The organism is Paenibacillus periandrae (genome assembly GCF_022458865.1).
Lineage (GTDB): Bacteria > Bacillota > Bacilli > Paenibacillales > NBRC-103111 > Paenibacillus_S > Paenibacillus_S periandrae.
This window is the reverse complement of record NZ_JAJNMU010000008.1, coordinates 203,849-222,289: the sequence shown is the minus strand read 5'-3', so window position 1 is coordinate 222,289 and position 18,441 is coordinate 203,849. Positions and strand designations below refer to the sequence as shown.

Here is an 18,441-nt window from a genome sequence, read left to right as displayed (position 1 = left end):
ATATTCCTTCTAAAAAGACCTGATATTTTCAGGTCTTTATTTATTAAATACAAAATAAACCGTAATTATGAATATAACCATCCGAGCAGACGAACAATCCTTTCCATCGGATTCTTTTGATTCCCGTCTTAAAGTTACAAACATAAAGCTAATCTTTGCTTGGCAACATAGTTCTTCAGCCGGACCAAGCACTAGTTTTAAGTGATAGAAAGACCACCTACATACTAGTTTGAGTCGAAAAAAAACTGTAGAAATGTAGTAAGATAATTTCGACTGATTACGGTTTCAGATCAAATTTCCTATTTGAGGACTTTAAAAGATATAGTAAAAATCAAATAAATAGGCTACACCGAAATTTCTATTTATTTGCACCTTTGCACCTTTTAACATTCCCACCACTTAGCTAACGCTTGAAGTGGGGGATTCTTGGGCAAACGAACCTATGGATTCGTATTGGCCTAATCATACGAAGGAAACACCAAGCGAAAACTGTGGTTCCCACAGCTGCTCAAAGAGTCGCTACACCGCCACTCTTATTATATTATCTGCGGCATTCGCATCTCGATTATGGATACTTTTACAGGATGTGCATATCCACTTCCGCAAGGAGAAATTTCTTGACTTCTTGATGGATATAACCGCATACATGTCACGTTTGACTCGTTGGTGCATACGGATCGGCATGTTTCAAAGCACGTCCATACCACTCCGATTTATAGGTAAGTTGGCGTTCAAATTCACTCCAGGACGCATCCGAAATGAATATGGCCAACTTTTGATTTTTAAGCATGTTGGCGACTTGCAGGCTATCGATACTGAATCGATTGGTTTTCACAAATCAGTTTTGTTGAGAGCTGATTCAAAAAAATCTGTCTTGTGTTGGCAATTCTTTCATGATTCCGAGCCACTTTACTTTTGACTTTCTGCCAATTCGAACCACCTTTCGTGCGGCGAGCTAAGCGGCGTTGCCAAAAAGCTAATTGTTACTCATATTTACGAAATACTTTGGGATTGGCAACCCGTAAGCCATCCGAACAGACGGCAAACTCCCCTTGAGTCCAAGGTCAACCCTAATAAGCTTGTCGATAGGCGGCAAGGGTTCTACCTCAACCTCACAGATGATGGAAACAAAATATTTGCCTGCCGCATTACGACGCACGGTAGCGCAAGTAGGCTTCCATCACAAGCACTGGAGTTGGCAAAACGAATCCAACCAAGCTTCGGTAGTTTGATTTTAGTTCCATCGATAGCAATATTGCCATTGGTGGTTTTGGTTGTAAAACTTTGAACAGGGTTTTTGCGACTTTTAAAACGTGGAGCTTTGTCTTTCTTTTTAAAGAAGCGATCAAAGATGTCTGCCACGTTACGAACGGAGGATTGTAGAGCAATGCTGTCCACCGATTTCTGCCATTCATAAGAACCTTTAGTGGCAGGAAGTTGTGTGGCACAGGTGTTGTAGGACAAGCCCTCTCCTGATGCCGTATAGGTATCATTCCACAACTTCAAGAAGTGGTTGAATACGAAACGACAACAACCAAACATCTGATGGATGGATTGCTGTAGTCTCTTCGACCTTTGTGAGTCAGCATACCCACTTAACATAGTAGGGGTGTTCTCGTTATTAATTGATAAAGTTTCATTTCTGAACAGATCAAAAGAACCGGGATCCCTTGTACAAGACGTAAGAGAGACCGTAACATTCACTACCGCACGGGAACAAGCTATATTGTATCGCTAGGTAAAGGACAGATATTCAAAATCAGCATCAAACTAAAGATGTGCCATCTATTGCTTTGTGAAAAAAGGAGAGCTTTGCCTGCGAATAACGTTTAGGAATCTCCATCGGCTTTGGCAAGTGTTTAGGTCGCTTTAATGAAGTTGAAGTTCATCCCTATGAGAAAAACGCAGATTCCATGTTCACTGGTGGTGAAACCAAGTTCCTGCTTAAACCAGTTTGACACCACTTGGTGTGGCCTTACCTTATGTCGCGCTTTAAAGATCTCTCAACGAATATAACGAATTTCGTCATATCCTCTGCTAGCTTTAAGTGTTAGACCAGGTAAGAGCCAACCTGATCATTTCCTGTCCGCGCCTTAAACATTGGCCTCCATATCTCCCGGCTTCATCCCCGCTCCAAGTGTCGCCTCAAGCAGCTTCTGGGCATTGGCAATGTGCAGATACTCTGCAGCAATACCGCGCAGTCTGCCAAGCAGCCCTTCTAATTTCCCCTCATCTACTCCGGGTGGTGGTCCTAGCGTATCCTGTTTAGGCCGGCCGGGGGAGAGCCGCCTTTAATCAATTTGCGGATACCCAAAAGAAGCAGCAGAACAAGCTTCCTAATATTCTGAAGCAGGTCTGTAAGTGCAGTAGGCAGCGTGACCTGAATATCAGTAATCAATTTAACAGGGCTCTGTCCCTTTATGGGTTAGCTGTCACCCCTTATCATTAACTTAAGGATAAGAATGTCTAGAAGGGGGGTTATGCCTTCTAAAACCATGCTGCCTGGTTTATTCTTTATACTCTGGTTCTATTATTTTAATGTAATCAGCATCTTTTCTGCATTGAATTAATCCTAGTAAGAGGACTGACTTTTCTTATTCATCAGAAAGGTAGTTTATGGGAAGGCAATTTCAAATGACTCGGAATATTGTTTTTTTATATATTCTTGGAGCACTTACGATCTCAGGCCAACACTAACGCTCTTACTCAGTATTGTAAATGTTGGACGTATATCGATAATCAATTAACTTAACTTAGTTTAAGTTAAGTTATGTTATGTTAAGTTAATTGATTCCTGTTATTAAGAATAGGTTGCAGGTTGTTATTTATCGCAGCAATCTAAATATGATTCTTCTTTAATCACCATCTCATAGAGATATCAATAGATCAGTATTTCATATTAGAACGAAAATAAATTAGATTAATTTCAATGGAATATCAAATGGATTTTCGAATGAAATATAGACTGGATTTTAATGAAGAATTAGTCATGGAATACTTGGTGGAATATGATGTGGAGCTTCCACATAGTTTTCCATATTATATTCCATGTAAGTTTTCACAGGATGTAATTCAATTATCCTTTGTGTTCCTTGATTTCTCGATTAGAATTTGATAGGTTTTAACTGTACTATTATCTACGTCCAAAAGGCGTGAATAAATACGTGCTCTGGTACGCATTAATTTGTAGGATATTTCAAGGCACGTTTGGAGGGTGTTTGCAATGCCAATTATTGGTCCTTTTTATTTGAGCAATACTGAAATCGATGTACTTTCTAAATTGTTCGTCTTTCGGAGTGGTACAGTTGAACAAGTCACGTATATGATCCAACCTGAAATAGCTGATGAGGGTTTTATAAACGATAATCATAGACGCTCAACCTATACGGGTCGTATTAAATACATTTCAAATACCCTCTCAAATTTGACCAAAAAAGGGATCGTAAATTTTATGAAGACTCCACATTCCATGAAAAAGGTATTCTATTTGTCAGTCGAAGGTTTAAATACTGTATATACGATACACGGTATTGAAGAGCATGCTTCAAGTCTGGCAAGTGGTTGGGATGGTGACTATGGCTATTTTGACTATTCATTATACAAACCTTCACAAGACAGATTCGCGCATCACGATTTATCTGTTAACTTCCATTTGCAAATGTTGCATTATGCTACAAAGAAGGGCTTTGTTTATGAGTTCATAGATAATCGTTACGCTTCAAGAGAATTTTCTACAATTAAGCAAACAAAGAAAATTAAGAGGTACTTTCGACCTGATGGTGAATTCAAAATCAACAGTCAAAATCACTTTTGGTTAGAGATTGACATGTCTACAGAACGTGGGGAAAAGCTTGCTGATAAGTTTGAAGCTTATCGGGAATATCTTGATGTTATATCAGAAGGGATCTCATTTTCAGAAATGAATGAGACTCCACGATCAATTGTTTTCCATTCATCAGCTAGTTATATAACTGTTAGGTGGGTTTCTGTTCTAAATGCATTTATGAGTAAAATGGAACAATATACACCATTAATTAATTTCAGACTTTCTAACAACTCTACACTTGAACAAGCGGCGATGGCTGAATCGAACAGTGAGATGCATCTGGCAGCAGTTCGAACTAACCTTAAAAATTACCTAAAGACCGAGTCCGGCTTCAGTGGACCACCAGTCACCCGCTCCAATTCATCAAGCTTCATTAAATTAATAGCCGTCGATGAAGAGTCTCTAGGATGGTCACCAAATCTAATTCTCACTAATAATCCTGACGGAACTATTCAGATACTTTTGTTTGAGCGCTTTGAAGGATTGGAGAGTCTTGGTATAGCACGAATTATTGATTTCAATAAGAAGTTCCTGTCTTTGGAAATAGGGAAGTCGAGTCAAATAAGAGAGATTGTTCCCATCCTCTATTATTATGAAACAAATCCTGAGGTAGTTCCCTATAAGGGGGCAGGTGTAGATTTAGATATGCGGCGACTATTTAACAAATTAATCTTTCATGATGCAAAAAACAATTTGTGGTTCGATGGGAATGATAAATCAATCATTCATGGTAATCCACTAATGTTTCGTTGCAACTAGACACCTTAGGATATCTACCCGTAAGATTGAATTTTCCTTTCACTAGATATCTTGGGGTATCCAGAAAATGTTTTTTCAGCCATATGCAAGAGGAGATCTGCGACTGCTGCTGATCCATTCTTCATTGCGATTTTAGAAGCAATTCTTTACCGCGAGTTCTTTGAAGCATTTCCTTGCAGTTTAGGCAAAATAATGCATCAAGCCGCACTTATGAAAAAAAGTTTCGCCAGTAAATGAAAAACGAATCCTCATTAAAACAGAGAGGATTCGTTTTGGGAATCAACTTAATAATGTGACTTGAATTACATCTTTGTCACAGATTGAATCATTTTTTTGCCTAAATTCAGACGATTTAGGGTTATTTTCAATCCAACTAATATTTATTTGAAGCAATTCTTTGCCGTAAGTTCTAAATTTGAAACATTTCCTTGCCACAAGTACTATATAAGCGAAAATTCGACTTCGCACAACTAACTGGCAGTAGAGCTTCATAAACTTGGCAAGGGATTTATGGTAAGATGTATTGTAAAAAGGATGTGTGAGATTGTGAGTTTTGAAGTGACTGAGTACATTAAACAGAGATTAGAAGAGCTTTCGAAAACCAAGAGTGACACATTCAATTGGTTGAAAACCGGTACCAAGACTGTTGATGAGTTAACAAAAGATGAGGAAATGGAAATTTTAGAGAAAAAGATGATTTATTATTCTGCAACAGGTGCTTTAGAGGAGTTAGGCAGATTAAAAAAGAAATTGGATGAATAGTTTGTTGTTGAAGTAACGAGGAACGTTAGTTCAACCATGAATAGGCTGCCGGCGCGATTGGTAGCCTATTCAACTATCGGGCAGAATTGTTTAATTTACAATCCTTCGTTAAATTAAATTTGTATTCGGTCAGGCAAAGACTGTGCACATTAGCAATCCATGAGAAACCGGACATGCTGTTGGATGATAAAATGTAGACATAAAGGAGGCTGCATATGGAACGTGTAATCTTGATGATGAATGTGCGAGAAAACCAGGGAGGAGAGTCAGTCGCATGGCAAAGATCGTTTTCGCATTGAACCAGTCTCTGGACGGATTCGTCGACCACGACCACACGGCATTTCAGCCCGACCCCGTTCTATTCCGTCATTTCATCGACGACGTGCGCGGCCTGGCGGGCAGCCTGTACGGGCGCCGCATGTACGAGACCATGCGGTATTGGGACGGAGACCATTTTGAATGGGATGCGCCGGAACGGGAATACGCAGCGGCGTGGCAAAGCAAACCGAAGTGGGTGGTGTCGAGGACGTTAAAGTCCGTCGGTCCGAACGCTTCTCTGATCGAGGGCCACCTCGCAGAGGCCATACGTGGGCTGAAGGCTCAGTATGAAGGGGAGATTGAAGTTGCCGGGCCGGAGTTGGCCCACAGTCTAACGGAGCTCGGTCTCGTTGACGAGTATCGACTCTATCTCCATCCAGTCGTGCTGGGTCACGGCAAGCCGTTCTTCGCCGGTCCGCGGCCGCCGCTGCGCCTCGTGGCAAGCGATCGAATTGGCGAGATTGTGATCAGGTTGACCTACGTTCCAGCTTAGTTGTGCGGTTGACCCAGCGGCCTAAAGGGCACGTTACTTTAATAGGGATTCTCCGGCTGTAGTGGCAGACAGAGGATCCCTTATTCTTGACATAGTTATTTATGGAATTGACGATTGACCTAACGGGTACAATAGATAAATGCGAAGGGCTACCGCTTGGTAACCCTTTACTACGGTACCTTTTCGACCGAGGTGCTGAACTGAACAGGATTTCGGTTTGGATGGATTGACTCCACAGGACCCAGCAAAACGTAGTTCCACTACTGATTTTGTTAAGTGGCTGTGTCGTCAAGGTGCCAAATCTGCCGTCGAAATATGAATGATCAATTTAGGCTTCGTGGCTTCAAGCTGGAGCTTCTGAGGATTAAGCTACGGTAAACGATAGTTCAATCAATTGAATGGATCTGGGACTGCTGCGGATCCCTTTTTCATTATGAATTAGGAAGCATTTCTTTGCCGAGGGTTCTTTAAAGCATTTCCTTGCAGTTGTGAAAAATAATGCTTCAAGCCGCAAATCATAAATTTCTTTCAGTCCTCGTAATGAAATTAGTCCCCTATAAAACTAATATCCCTCACATTTAATGAAGTAAACTTATTTCAGAGCTTTTCAACCTCCATTCAAAGCAAATTAAACAGAAACCTTGTAGTATCAAGGGTTTGTGCCTCCCTCATTTTATAAGAGGGAGATTAATTGCAGTAGGTTTTGATTGTGTTGGACGTTTGCGTGTATAATAAATAACGGAAACGTCCACAAGATTGGAGATGCCTGTTTATGTCTATAATTGATGGTACATACCAACAAATCCTCGCTTTGAATCAGAAAAAAGAAGACATTATAACCCTTAAAGATGAATTACCCGATGCTCCTTACCACATTTTTAGCATTAATGCGATGATTAGGGACGCGGAAATGCGTTATGAGCGGCTTATAAAGATCCCTAATAAAGTAAAATGCAGTCAATGTGATCAATCGATCGAAGAACACTCAGTCAGATTAAATAATGAGTTATTCTGCAATCACTGCGTTCGGACAATATCTCAGGTAATGAATACTTCCGAGATGGAGGAACGTAATTCTATGAAAGCCGGTACCGTAAAGCAGGACTGTAATAATGCCATTAAGTTTTTGCAAAAAACATCGCTTGTTCGTAAATCGAATAAATGTTGGCTGGTACATGAATCATTGATTGAGCTCTTCTATCATGCAGGTCGCAGCAGAAGACACCTTGAAACTTCATGGGTTGATGAGATGGAAAATCATATCAAACAGCTTCAGAATCAACTTCGAATTTTTAATGAATTAGGAAGTTCCCCCACGGGCACAACCCTACAAGTGTTTAGCTTGAATGCTCAAATCAATGATTATGAACACCGTTTAAAAACAGTACAAGGGGGTATCCATCCCTTCAGATGCTCACAATGTAATGGTTGGATTAGAGCAGTTGGGTTGCCTATCCTCCTTGGACACTTTACTCTTTGCCATAATTGCAAGACTACAATTGAGCGGGTTATGACTGCAAGTGAGATCGAGACCCGCTTCAACTTTGTGCCTGGGAGAATTCGTAAAGACATTCATCGCGGACTATTGGACAAATATCAAGAAATGGGCCTTCTTCGGCAATCTGGTTCCATATGGATCATGCACGTGTCAGTAATTAAAGACTATTACTTCCCTGAGAAACAAGAAACACCTGTATCTATAGATATACCACCATCACTTTTAGCCCGCTCTGCCGCTATATTACAAAGAAAGCAGGATAGTGGTTACATTTAAATTTTATCATTAATTAATTGTAATTGCATAAATAGTTCATTTTGTATATATGCATGAGACGTTAATTTAGTGTTTGAAGGATGACCTAATTAGAATCAAAGTATATATCCTTGATGAAGGGAGAGAATATGCCTTCTAAGGTTATTTGACCGTTAGCATGATTAATAAAAAGTTTTAATTCTCGAATATGGATTAAAATAGTAGATCGAAGGTTAGCATTACAAGAGTAGAAGAGCCCCTAAGATCCACGATCTATAAAGGGAAACTAATTCATTTAATTCTGTGGGTCTGCAGGCTAGAAAGCTTACACATTTTAGCCATAATCGGGTGTAAATAAAGTTCCATTTTTCATGGACCAAAGTTCCCAAATACTCGAACAGTTTATTAATCCCCGTTCATATGGGCGGAATTAATCGAATAGAATCACGTTTTATTAGAGGATTATTAGACGAAAACTATTTAGATTTTGAAATGGAACGCCCTCCATTTAGTAAAAGATTTTATAGATCTTGAACTCTTACATGCCTATTAGGTCATTAAATTAAAACAACCCGCTTCTTCTCCGAATCGCGGAAGAGCGGGTTGTATTTTAAGCATGTTTATAAATTTCCCATTTTAATCAATGAACAGATGAATGGCCAATATAGATCCTCACATATACATTCCTTTATATTCGCCACACGGATTATTAACCATTTAATAAGTCTACAAGAAAAGTTCTGACAATCCCCCATTAGGTTGAAAAAACGAGAGAGTACTATTTCAAACCGTCCATCTGTATATACATGTGAAGTACTAATTAAAACTAGAAAAGCTTTTTTTATCAATAAATAACGAGAACACCCCTACTTCGCTAAATGGGGATGAATCGTGCTATTCCGCATTCATCCCGAACGTATGTGCTATAATGTACTTACATTCAATTCGAAAGGAGGTTGTGTGGTATGCTGATTCATAAAGCTTACAAATATCGTATCTATCCATCGAAGGGACAACAGCAATCCATCCATCAGATGTTTGGTTGTTGTCGTTTCGTGTTCAACCACTTCTTAAAGTTGTGGAATGATACCTATACGGTAACAGGAAAGGGCTTGTCCTATTACACCTGTGCCACACAACTTCCTGCCCTTAAAGGCTCTTATGAATGGCTGAAATCGGTGGACAGCATTGCTCTGCAATCCTCCGTTCGTAACGTGGCAGACAGCTTTGATCGTTTCTTTAAAACGAAGAACAAAGCTCCACGTTTTAAAAGTCGCAAAAAACCTGTTCAAAGTTATACAACCAAAACCACCAATGGCAATATTGCTATCGATGGAACTAAAATCAAACTACCGAAGCTTGGATGGATTCGTTTTGCCAACTCCAGAGCTTGTGATGGACGCATACTTTCGGCTACCGTGCGTCGTAATGCGGCAGGCAAATATTTTGTTTCCATCATCTGTGAGGTTGAGGTAGAACCCTTGCCGCCTATCGACAAGCATATTGGGGTTGACCTTGGACTGAAGGAGTTTGCCGTCTGTTCGGATGGCTTACGGGTTGCCAATCCCAAGGTATTTCGTAAATACGAGCAACAATTAGCTTTTTGGCAACGCCGCTTAGCTCGCCGCACGAAAGGCGGTTCGAATTGGCAGAAAGCCAAACGTAAAGTGGCTCGGATTCATGAAAGAATTGCCAACACAAGTCAGAATTTTTTGCATCAGCTTTCAACAAAACTGATTCGTGAAAACCAAACGATCAGTATCGAAAGCCTGCAAGTCGCAAACATGCTTAAAAGCCACAAGTTGGCCAAATCCATCGCCGATGCGTCCTGGAGTGAATTTGAACGCCAACTTACCTATAAATCGGAATGGTATGGACGTACTTTGAAACATGCCGATCCGTTTGCACCAACGAGTCAAACGTGTCATGTATGCGGTTATATCCATCAAGAAGTCAAGAATCTCTCCGTGCGGCAGTGGGCATGTCCATCCTGCAAAACCATCCATGATCGAGATGCGAATGCCGCAGAAAATATAAAAAGAGTGGCGGTGTAGCCACTCTTTGAGCTGTGGGAACCACAGTTTTCGCTTGGTGTGCCCTTCGTATGAATAGGCACAATTCGAATCCAAAGGTTCGTTTACCCAAGAATCCCACACTTCAAGCGGTAGCTAAGTGGTGGGAATGTTCAAGCTCTTCTCTAATACTAAGGCAGGCTTGTATGTAATTCCTTCAAACGCTCCCTTATAGTATCCAGATTTTCATAACCATTATCAGCAAGATCGGCTACTGTGAACGAGTATACCTTTCCACTCATATCTTGCGGTTTAACAAAAGTTCCAATGAAATACAAAAGCCTCTTGGCATTATCAGAAACGTTTAATTGGGTAAAATCTAATTCACCGACTCCTTTAAAGACAATGAGATAATCTTCTCTTTCCATTTTCATATTAGGAATCACCCTTCTTTTGTTAATACTATTATTCTTGCCGCAACAAATGGAGATTGCGACACAAAGAATCGTGTCCCGCTCTTATACCTAATGGAGATGGAGATAGACACGAATAGGGTAAAATAAGACACACAACATACTTTCTTTCTAGCATTACCCTTATTGGCCAAAGCGGTTCTCATACCAACCGCGAATCTTTAAGTGATGGCTTATCGGAATACCTACGATCCGGTATTCACTCCATCTTGAAGGGGAGTCAATGTCGATATACAGTTTACTGTAGCCCAATCTCTTCTGAATCGAGTGTTGACTAATAGATATAGATTGAATTGAGTTTCGAAGCACATAGACTGTCGATTGCGTTAACCCACCTTTCGAGATGACTAGATGGTTTTTGTAAAGCATCCAGCCACTCCGGTTATATGCGTATAGATTCATTAGAGCGATTGTAATCGGAATTATCGTAGTGTACAAAATCGGGTGGTACCAAAACGCGGCAAATAATATGCTGAGGAATAAAGGGATGCTTACTCGTGTTGCTGCAAGCAGCTTCCCGTCTCTATGGAGAGGGTAACAACTTGTATCGGGTAATGTAAACTCCGGAAGAATCTCCTGCAAAACTTGAGGTATATCTCGCTTCTTCATCGCAGGAAGCAACATCTTAATCTTTCTTTCTCCTTCAAAACCAACACAATCGATCCAAACAAAGGCATAGCCAAATATGCGACAGATAAAGGGTTCCTTGATTCGAATCGATTGGATCTTACTTACATGCAGCCTTACGATTCGTGACTCAAACAATCCGTAATGAATCGTAAGAAATGATGCATTCCTCTTTACCTGCCAACCATAGTATTTTAGACTTACCACTACAAAAGAGAAAATCCACGATACAATGATTGTACTTCCCAATAAAATACCCAATGAGAAGACAAAGGAGAGCATATCAATGTTTGCCCATAAGCTACCTTGAATCATCGACAACATACTGACACTAGGCTCTGGCTCACTTCTAGATACCCATTGGAAGACATATTGCATAAGGGTCATGCTAACCGGTACCCCTAACCAGAAGGTTTTCAATGAAATCGCCATCATCCATATTTCTTTCATCTTTGGCAATGTCGTGAATAGGGGCTTGTTCTCAACCTTCATCTCTAAATATAGGTCTGATTTCACGTACATCTCAATTTCTTTCGCTTTGCGCAAAGAGACAACAAGGGTAGCAACAGAATGATCATTGGAATCTGCGGTTCGAATTTCAATCTTCGCGATGGATAAAAGCTTGTACACATAATTTTGCTTTAAATCCAACGTGTTTATTCTAGATATCGGTAGGACCCGCTCCGTTTTAGTAAAAACACCTTTTCTTAAATGTAAAGCATCACTATCCACCTGATATGTATCCTTCATCCAGGAAAGGATAGCCCAAGAACAGATAACAAATGTAATTGCGACTGCAATCAAATAGATCCAATACGGTTGATGACCTGTGTCTACTCGAATCTCGTTAAAAATAAGAAAGGCACTGGGGATAATAATACCTCTAACTTTTCGATTCAGCCGGTATAATATCGTGATAGGATGATGATGTCTAATCACAATAAGCATCGCCTCCATCTAACTTCGCAAGGCTGATGACGCGTTCTCGGATTTGGTTTGCTTCATCTTCTCTGAGACCTTCTAACTCATGCACATTGCCAGCTGTATAAAAGGTGAGGGCAACCAGATCATAATGCCGAGCGATGACCCCTTGCTCTTTATCAACGTGCTGGAGACGATTCATTGGAATGACAGTCGAGCACTCGGTCCAAATACTACCATACCGAATTCGTATGTCATCTTCTGAAATTAGGTATCCTCGCCGCGTGTACCGAATATGTACACCCCTAATGATGATGAAACCACTATATGTGATCGTGATAATCACCAGTATTAAGGTTAATATCAGAAGCCAGTACCATGTGCTCAGCCATACTAAATAAAGAATTGATGGAAAACATGAGATGACCAAGAAAATAACGAAAAAAATCATTTGACGAACTCGCCAATAAAGGACTACGTCTGAATGCAAAGACTTATAAGGGAACATTTAACACTCCTTTATGTAATGTATTTGAAAAGAAGAGTCCCTGTGCATGAAAATAAGGGATACTGGCACTTTGTATCTTATCAGATTAAATATACATCCAGTAGTCCATGGATATTTGTAGATAAATGAAAGTATTTACCCCGTAATATCGAGCATTTTATATGGATATTTGTTTGTTTTTACATAATCAAAAAAAGTTGTGGAGCCGTTGCATAAAATAACTGGAGCCGTTAGATCACCGTTCCGTGAATCTCTGGCAGAATAGACATACGGTAAATCTATCACTACCCAATTTAGAGGAAAGGGAAGGAGGGGATCTATTCATTCAATAATCCTGCATATTCTAAACCGTAAACACGTTTTTAATTCAGAACAATGAATTTCCTTGCTCATACTCTATCTCGCTCCGACCCCATGTTTATGAGTCATATAATTAGAACCACAAGAAGCCGGTTTGTTATATAATCATTACTGAGTCAAAAGTTCTCGTATAAATCAATCCCGCTTCAGTTTAGGATCTGAAGCAGGAAAAGATATAAATCAATTAGGAGTTGAACATCGTGCATGTAATTACAGATTTAAACGAGACAACCCTCTGTTTCAGTTGTGGTTCGCTGTTCTTCGATTTTTCGGGAAAATATGGGCATGATCTTCTCGGTAAAATTGATGGTTGCCATGTAATCACAAAGGAAGGGAAAGAGAAACTATCCTGCACATGCTGCAACGAAGACATCATCGAGGAGGATTCTTACTTCATCCTAACTATAGAGGATGACATCCTTAATGATATCGCTGATCAAGTAGGAGCTGATATCGGTGGTTGTACATATTGTGAAGGAGAAGAGCGCGGCCATTTCGTACACGCCTTTAACAATGACCCCCATGATCCAAGCTCTAGAATGGAACAACCTGAAGGTATAACCCTGAGTGAGTACTTTTTTGATAAAGATGTCCCCGAAGAGTTATACCAACTGCTATGCACACATATCCAATGCCCTTGTGGTCATGGTAGGGACGCGTATAATAATGACAATTCAAACAGAGGCATTTTTGAGATTGATGACGATATTTATACGAAGCGGGATGTCGCGGATTACTGGGGATTTCAGTATGAGGAGTTTTGTGCGTTCAGTCAGTCTTATGGAGTAACGATAGAGAAGGATGATCTGAACAATTTCAGAACATACCTTAGTCGATATCCGATGCTCGCCTTAAAACATCCGGTTGGCAAGGCCATTTATCAAACATTGGAGAAACATTTTGAGGCAAGAGACTTTTCCCTCTTGACACCAAAGGTTGGCACCTTATACCGCGGCCGCACCCGCAAGCGGGATACGCCCACCGTCCTAACAAAGGAACAAATGTGGGCACCACCCCAAGGTCATCCTCAACACGGTCGATATAACAGTATAGGTGTACCGGTTCTATATGTCGCGGATCGTCTCGATGCCATTCCATATGAAATCCATCCTACACATGAGGATGTCCTTGATATTGGAGAGTTCCAGATTCTTAGAAAGGAGCTCCATTTGTTTGATCTCGGTTCATTTGATCCTACTTTTCAAGGCTTCTTCAACGAAATGAACGAAGAAACCAAGATTCTCAAACAAGCCTATCTACTACCTAATTTCATCGGGACCTGCTGCAGTTTTATTGGATATCATGGAGTACGGTATGAGGGTGTGCACGATAAGGAATTAACATATACCAACTACGCGTTGTTTAATATCGAACCGGGAGTTGACATCCAGGTCAGAGATGTCATCTGTTATGCACCTCAGTTCACGATTACCCTGGAGGAGATCCCTCAATTTACAAAACGATCCCCTACGGACTTTTTTTAGGCCAAATGTAGGTCGTGAATTGACAATCCGCAATCTATCTTTGACTGATCGGCCATTGGAAAGAAAAAAGGAGCGGGTTCCCGCTCCTCAATTATTCCTATAAGGCTCCGATTACTTCTCTCATTAGTCTATTAAACCTATTCATGGATTGTTGGAAGGATTTGCTCGATGGATAGTAGACGCGGAGCATTCTGTTGTTTTTCAGGTCTTTATATCGTTTACGAAAAGCATAACGCTGCCGATATGCCTCGTATTGCCGCTGCGCATCCAGTCTTTCCTCATCCGTCATTAATAGAAGTGGGAATTCGTCAACGATGATCGGTAAATACTTCTTCGAATTCTTTTTCCGTTGGCGTTTCCTCATTTGTTGTCTCCTTCTGCATACTCGATATGGCTATGGAAGTTTTCCTCGTCACCTTGGATAAGCCCAAGTTTCTCACAAGCTATATCGAATGTATATAACGAAAGGTCCTTTTTGTGACTTTCGGAACATTCGATCCCAAACTCCCTTTCCGCCCAGATCTGAAGGGTTTTCCACTCGTATCCGGCGCCAGTGCTTCCAAAGACAAGTCTATGTACCTCCCTTGAGGGCATGGATGTCAATATCGCGACAGCTTCTTCCTCAGATAACGACGCCTCTCCAATTATGGTAACGGATCCGTCCGTTATTTCCTTACAAATAAGACCCTTGTCATTGATCTTCATCGATTTGCCTCCTTTTTGTGAATGATTCAGATTACCGAACCCGCTTCTTCCACAACATTTATTCCAGTACCTGCTCGGCATCTTCTGGTGATGTTGGTAAGATGACAAAAGCCCGTCCCAGTTCTTTCATGTTTCTTCCTTTTAAGGCCGCCAAACACGGATCGCAATACACTCTTGGATCGGGAATGTTATACCATCCCAAGAAAGGAGGAAGAGCACGGTACGTCTTAACATTTTCCGTCGTCCCACAGTCGCAACATTGGTCTTCCATATTCAAATCCCCTTTCGAAAAGATGCTAGTTTAGAGAAAGGGACCACTTAACTTCAAGCCAGAGATCCTCAATCCGCAGTTCATCGGAGAGCTGCAGCAACTCCTCAATCTTAGTACGCTTGGAAACTGTGATGGTCTGATCGTTAAAAGTCGCTTGCACCTCAATATCTTGCAACAACGTCCGCAACGCGACACCAGAATCAACATAAGCGGGTACCGTGGGTTCCTCCAGAACCCACAAAGCCTCCATCGTACCGATATTCAGTACCAGATGCGTTCCCTCCGGTTCAAGGTACGGATGGTCCTTATAGAAAAATCCGTGTCCTTTACGAATAACAGTGATTCGGCCATGGTCCATAAGGAGGCGGGCAACCTGTCCCTCTTGGAGCGTTCCTATCATCTCGACCGTTGACATACTCATGGCCGCTCATTCCCCCTATAGGCAAACTTCCTCTTTTTCATCCTACCATGCCCTGTTTACTTCCAGTAGTGCGCGGCGATCAGGGTATCTCAATGGAATACACCACCTGGTGGGTGGATGTTCAGAATATATTATTGAAATTGCAGTCTGCTATCGATCTCCATCTGGCCCCGCTCCTTGATTGCTTTCCTCATGCGTAAAAGATACTTGAAATTGATTTCGGAATTGGAAAACAATATACATAGAGCGGGTTGACTGTAGAAGGGAGGTAACTGTGGGGAGCAAACCCAAAATCAAATGTAACCCCTTCAAGTTGGCCACCCTGTGAACGAATGCGACAATGAAGGCTGCTGAAAGAGGGACCGATATAAAGATTGGGGATACGAACTCGAAGAACAACGCCAACCCCAAGGCGTATCCTTCTACTTTAAAAGGTGGGGAGGACCTATAAATCGGGTCATGACGATAGAGGAAGTGGTTAACGGTCTCAGCCGTTTTCAACAAAAATCTCACAACAAAATCTTTCATCTTCCGATTCTTGTATCGACCAAGGTTCCAATTTCGGCCTTTTTGGTTGGGATACTAAAGATGCATTTTTAGAGGCACATAGGATAGACAAAAGAAGCGGTTCATCTTACTCCCGCTTCTTTATGGTGGAATATAGACCGAATCTTACACTGGTTGAGCAGGGTACAACAAGATTTTTCTCCGCTTGGGAGTTCGAGTTGAACCTTTAATCGATACGTTAGCTCACTTTTTGTTTTTTTCTTTTGCGGCATTGGCCAAAGTATGTAGCAAAATGAATTCCATAATAGCACGTAAATCCTGATGCAGATAATTGGGTAGACGATCAACGTTCAGTAGCTTAATCGTGGATGAGGGATGGATATGGTGATCTCCTGTTGCGGTTTTATAACGTTTATCCTTGTGTTCCTCAGAATGGAATTTCAGAAGTTCTTCTCCCGAGTTCGTATACCAATCATACTGATAAAATAGTATTTCTGCGTTCACAACCCGTTCGGTCACATATACGCGTGTGTCATTATTTAGGAGAATTGTTTTCCTCTGAAAGGACATCGAGCTTTTTTGACCTGTTGAATCGTAGTCACGAATTTCGATGATTATTGAATTGAATTCACGCTCTAAGATAGTGAAATTCGTTGACGGGCGACGTTTACTCATGTTCACCATTGATGCAACGTAGTAGATATTCCCACTCATTTGCATCCCTTTTTTCTAATGACGTTAACGCTTTTCGATCTCGATGCCCAAGTGTTTTCTCATAGACACCGCCATATTTGTTTTCGAAGAATACTACAGCATCCAACAGCTCTTTTTGCTCTTGTGTCGGCGTCATCGAACGTAGGCTTGTCCGACGTTTCTCTTCTTCGTACAACTTTACGATCTCGGATATCGGAATACTTTCCCCACTCATGCTTTTATAGATCGCGGTTTCTGGAATTCGATATTGCTTATTAGCTCCAGTCTTGTGTGCCCCAATGATCTTACCAACTTTTAACCAGTTATTGATTGTTACAACTGTAACACCAAAGAAGGCTGCCAGTTGACCTGTCGTATAGCGGGTGACAGATTTTGTTGTATTCGAACCGGCGCTGACCATATGATTAAATAACGCCATAACCTGTTCTTGGAGCTCATCTGCGGTGATCTCGCTTTTTTCCATTATAGCGTCCAGATCAGTCGACACATAAGGCGTTGGTTGTTGTAAGAAATTACTCAATACTTTAACGAACAATCTCATTTGCACCATGCTATCTTTTTCTTTTAATCCTTCAATAACGCTTTTTGTGGCAACAGCAGGTAAAGTACTAGCCATGCGTTGTTCTACCAAATCCAACATATAATACACCTTCCTTTACCTCCATTATATCATATTTCCTATAAACTTAAAGACAAACTTAAATATATATGTATCAAGTAAAAGCTAAACTTAAAATTATTATTACCAATTTTCACTATTTTATTCATGTACCTCGACACTTACCATTTCTCACCAGATCCTACCTATTGGAAATTCAAGTGATGATATCGCATTCATTTTAGTGTTTCTCGAACTTCAAACCGCAATGATAAACTAGGAACAACGAATTAGAGAGAACTTCCTATGAACTACAATTCCAAGGAATAGGAAGTAGGCATCCGGAGGAAAGGAAGGAAAAATGAAACATATTCGACGATTGATACTGACTTCGATATTGCTACTAATAGCTTCCACAATTTTGAATCTCACATCAACTGAAACCCTTATCGGCTTAGTACTCGGGCTAATATTCGTTCAACTCAATCATATTGTGAAAGTTCGTGAAGATTTTCATTGAGAGTGATGCTTCGGATGAGCGATTTCTAAATGTGCGGACTCTGCTAAACTTAAAAGATCATCGGTGCGATTGTTGCAAAAACATTTTTCCTAACGTTATTTCAACATTAAGTGGCATAAGATGGAGGGTTGCAAGTTTCTACCATGATTTATATTTAACGCGAGAGGTGCTTGGTGCAATGATTACAAGAATCCTAAGGTCGATCTTCTGGAGAAATAAGACTTTTTCGTACGAACCTTTTTCCAAAACAAACATAAAGTGGTCGGATAATTTTAACCCATCTTATGTACAGAGAGTGATTTCTGTCGTAAAGCATCCTAAAACAGATGAGAGTGGCAATCATTATGGACACGTTTCGTCAGGCTATTATTTGCCTAATGAATATAAAAGTACTGAGCACTTTTATAAT

15 protein-coding genes and 1 pseudogene are annotated in these 18,441 nt (G+C 40.7%); 6 read left to right on the top strand and 10 right to left on the bottom strand.

Features of this window, described 5'->3' with window-relative positions:
• Positions 1–519: 519 nt before the first annotated feature.
• Positions 520–1,602 (bottom strand): annotated as a pseudogene (tnpB, locus tag LRL21_RS15290) (IS200/IS605 family element RNA-guided endonuclease TnpB).
• A 1,621-nt stretch (positions 1,603–3,223) separates the two neighbouring features.
• Between tnpB (LRL21_RS15290) and LRL21_RS15285 the strand changes: the two are divergent.
• From LRL21_RS15285 to tnpB (LRL21_RS15265), 5 genes are all read left to right on the top strand, one after another.
• Positions 3,224–4,585 (top strand): replication-relaxation family protein, encoded by a 1,362-nt coding sequence (locus LRL21_RS15285; RefSeq protein WP_240416661.1) that lies wholly within the window; start codon positions 3,224–3,226, stop codon positions 4,583–4,585.
• Between the two features lie 546 nt (positions 4,586–5,131).
• Positions 5,132–5,347, top strand: coding sequence for a hypothetical protein (locus LRL21_RS15280; RefSeq protein ID WP_240416660.1), 216 nt, complete (start codon positions 5,132–5,134; stop codon positions 5,345–5,347).
• A 274-nt stretch (positions 5,348–5,621) separates the two neighbouring features.
• Positions 5,622–6,158: a dihydrofolate reductase family protein gene (locus tag LRL21_RS15275; RefSeq protein ID WP_240416659.1), complete on the top strand. Its 537-nt coding sequence runs from the start codon at positions 5,622–5,624 to the stop codon at positions 6,156–6,158.
• Positions 6,159–6,930: 772 nt separating this feature from the next.
• A complete protein-coding gene (locus LRL21_RS15270) occupies positions 6,931–7,932 on the top strand; it encodes a hypothetical protein (RefSeq protein WP_240416658.1) in 1,002 nt (333 codons plus the stop codon).
• Positions 7,933–8,876: 944 nt separating this feature from the next.
• The gene (tnpB, locus tag LRL21_RS15265; RefSeq protein WP_240416657.1) at positions 8,877–9,965 is read left to right on the top strand and encodes an IS200/IS605 family element RNA-guided endonuclease TnpB; all 1,089 of its coding nucleotides are present in this window, start codon (positions 8,877–8,879) and stop codon (positions 9,963–9,965) included.
• A gap of 149 nt (positions 9,966–10,114) precedes the next feature.
• Here the strand turns inward: tnpB (LRL21_RS15265) and LRL21_RS15260 are convergent, their stop codons facing one another.
• The 3 genes from LRL21_RS15260 to LRL21_RS15250 form a co-directional block, all read right to left on the bottom strand.
• Positions 10,115–10,357, bottom strand: a complete 243-nt coding sequence (locus tag LRL21_RS15260) for a hypothetical protein (RefSeq protein ID WP_240416656.1) — start codon at positions 10,355–10,357, stop codon at positions 10,115–10,117.
• A gap of 162 nt (positions 10,358–10,519) precedes the next feature.
• Positions 10,520–11,773 carry a PH domain-containing protein gene (locus LRL21_RS15255; RefSeq protein ID WP_240416782.1) on the bottom strand — a complete coding sequence of 418 codons (1,254 nt, stop codon included), beginning with the start codon at positions 11,771–11,773 and terminating at the stop codon, positions 10,520–10,522.
• Positions 11,774–11,954: 181 nt separating this feature from the next.
• Positions 11,955–12,395 carry a PH domain-containing protein gene (locus LRL21_RS15250; protein ID WP_240416781.1) on the bottom strand — a complete coding sequence of 147 codons (441 nt, stop codon included), beginning with the start codon at positions 12,393–12,395 and terminating at the stop codon, positions 11,955–11,957.
• A 617-nt stretch (positions 12,396–13,012) separates the two neighbouring features.
• Here LRL21_RS15250 and LRL21_RS15245 point away from each other — a divergent pair.
• Positions 13,013–14,296 carry an RES family NAD+ phosphorylase gene (locus LRL21_RS15245; protein WP_240416655.1) on the top strand — a complete coding sequence of 428 codons (1,284 nt, stop codon included), beginning with the start codon at positions 13,013–13,015 and terminating at the stop codon, positions 14,294–14,296.
• A gap of 97 nt (positions 14,297–14,393) precedes the next feature.
• Here LRL21_RS15245 and LRL21_RS15240 read toward each other — a convergent pair whose 3' ends face one another.
• From LRL21_RS15240 to LRL21_RS15215, 6 genes are all read right to left on the bottom strand, one after another.
• The gene (locus LRL21_RS15240; RefSeq protein ID WP_240416654.1) at positions 14,394–14,660 is read right to left on the bottom strand and encodes a hypothetical protein; all 267 of its coding nucleotides are present in this window, start codon (positions 14,658–14,660) and stop codon (positions 14,394–14,396) included.
• Positions 14,657–15,001: a hypothetical protein gene (locus LRL21_RS15235; protein ID WP_240416653.1), complete on the bottom strand. Its 345-nt coding sequence runs from the start codon at positions 14,999–15,001 to the stop codon at positions 14,657–14,659. Before LRL21_RS15235 ends, LRL21_RS15240 begins: the two co-directional genes overlap by 4 nt.
• A 58-nt stretch (positions 15,002–15,059) precedes the next feature.
• Positions 15,060–15,272 (bottom strand): hypothetical protein, encoded by a 213-nt coding sequence (locus tag LRL21_RS15230; RefSeq protein ID WP_240416652.1) that lies wholly within the window; start codon positions 15,270–15,272, stop codon positions 15,060–15,062.
• A gap of 25 nt (positions 15,273–15,297) precedes the next feature.
• Entirely contained in the window at positions 15,298–15,693 is a 396-nt protein-coding gene (locus tag LRL21_RS15225) for a hypothetical protein (protein ID WP_240416651.1), read from the bottom strand.
• 750 nt (positions 15,694–16,443) lie between these two features.
• The gene (locus LRL21_RS15220; RefSeq protein WP_240416650.1) at positions 16,444–16,875 is read right to left on the bottom strand and encodes a toxin-antitoxin system TumE family protein; all 432 of its coding nucleotides are present in this window, start codon (positions 16,873–16,875) and stop codon (positions 16,444–16,446) included.
• Positions 16,868–17,554 carry a MerR family transcriptional regulator gene (locus tag LRL21_RS15215; RefSeq protein ID WP_240416649.1) on the bottom strand — a complete coding sequence of 229 codons (687 nt, stop codon included), beginning with the start codon at positions 17,552–17,554 and terminating at the stop codon, positions 16,868–16,870. Before LRL21_RS15215 ends, LRL21_RS15220 begins: the two co-directional genes overlap by 8 nt.
• Between the last annotated feature and the right edge of the window lie 887 nt (positions 17,555–18,441).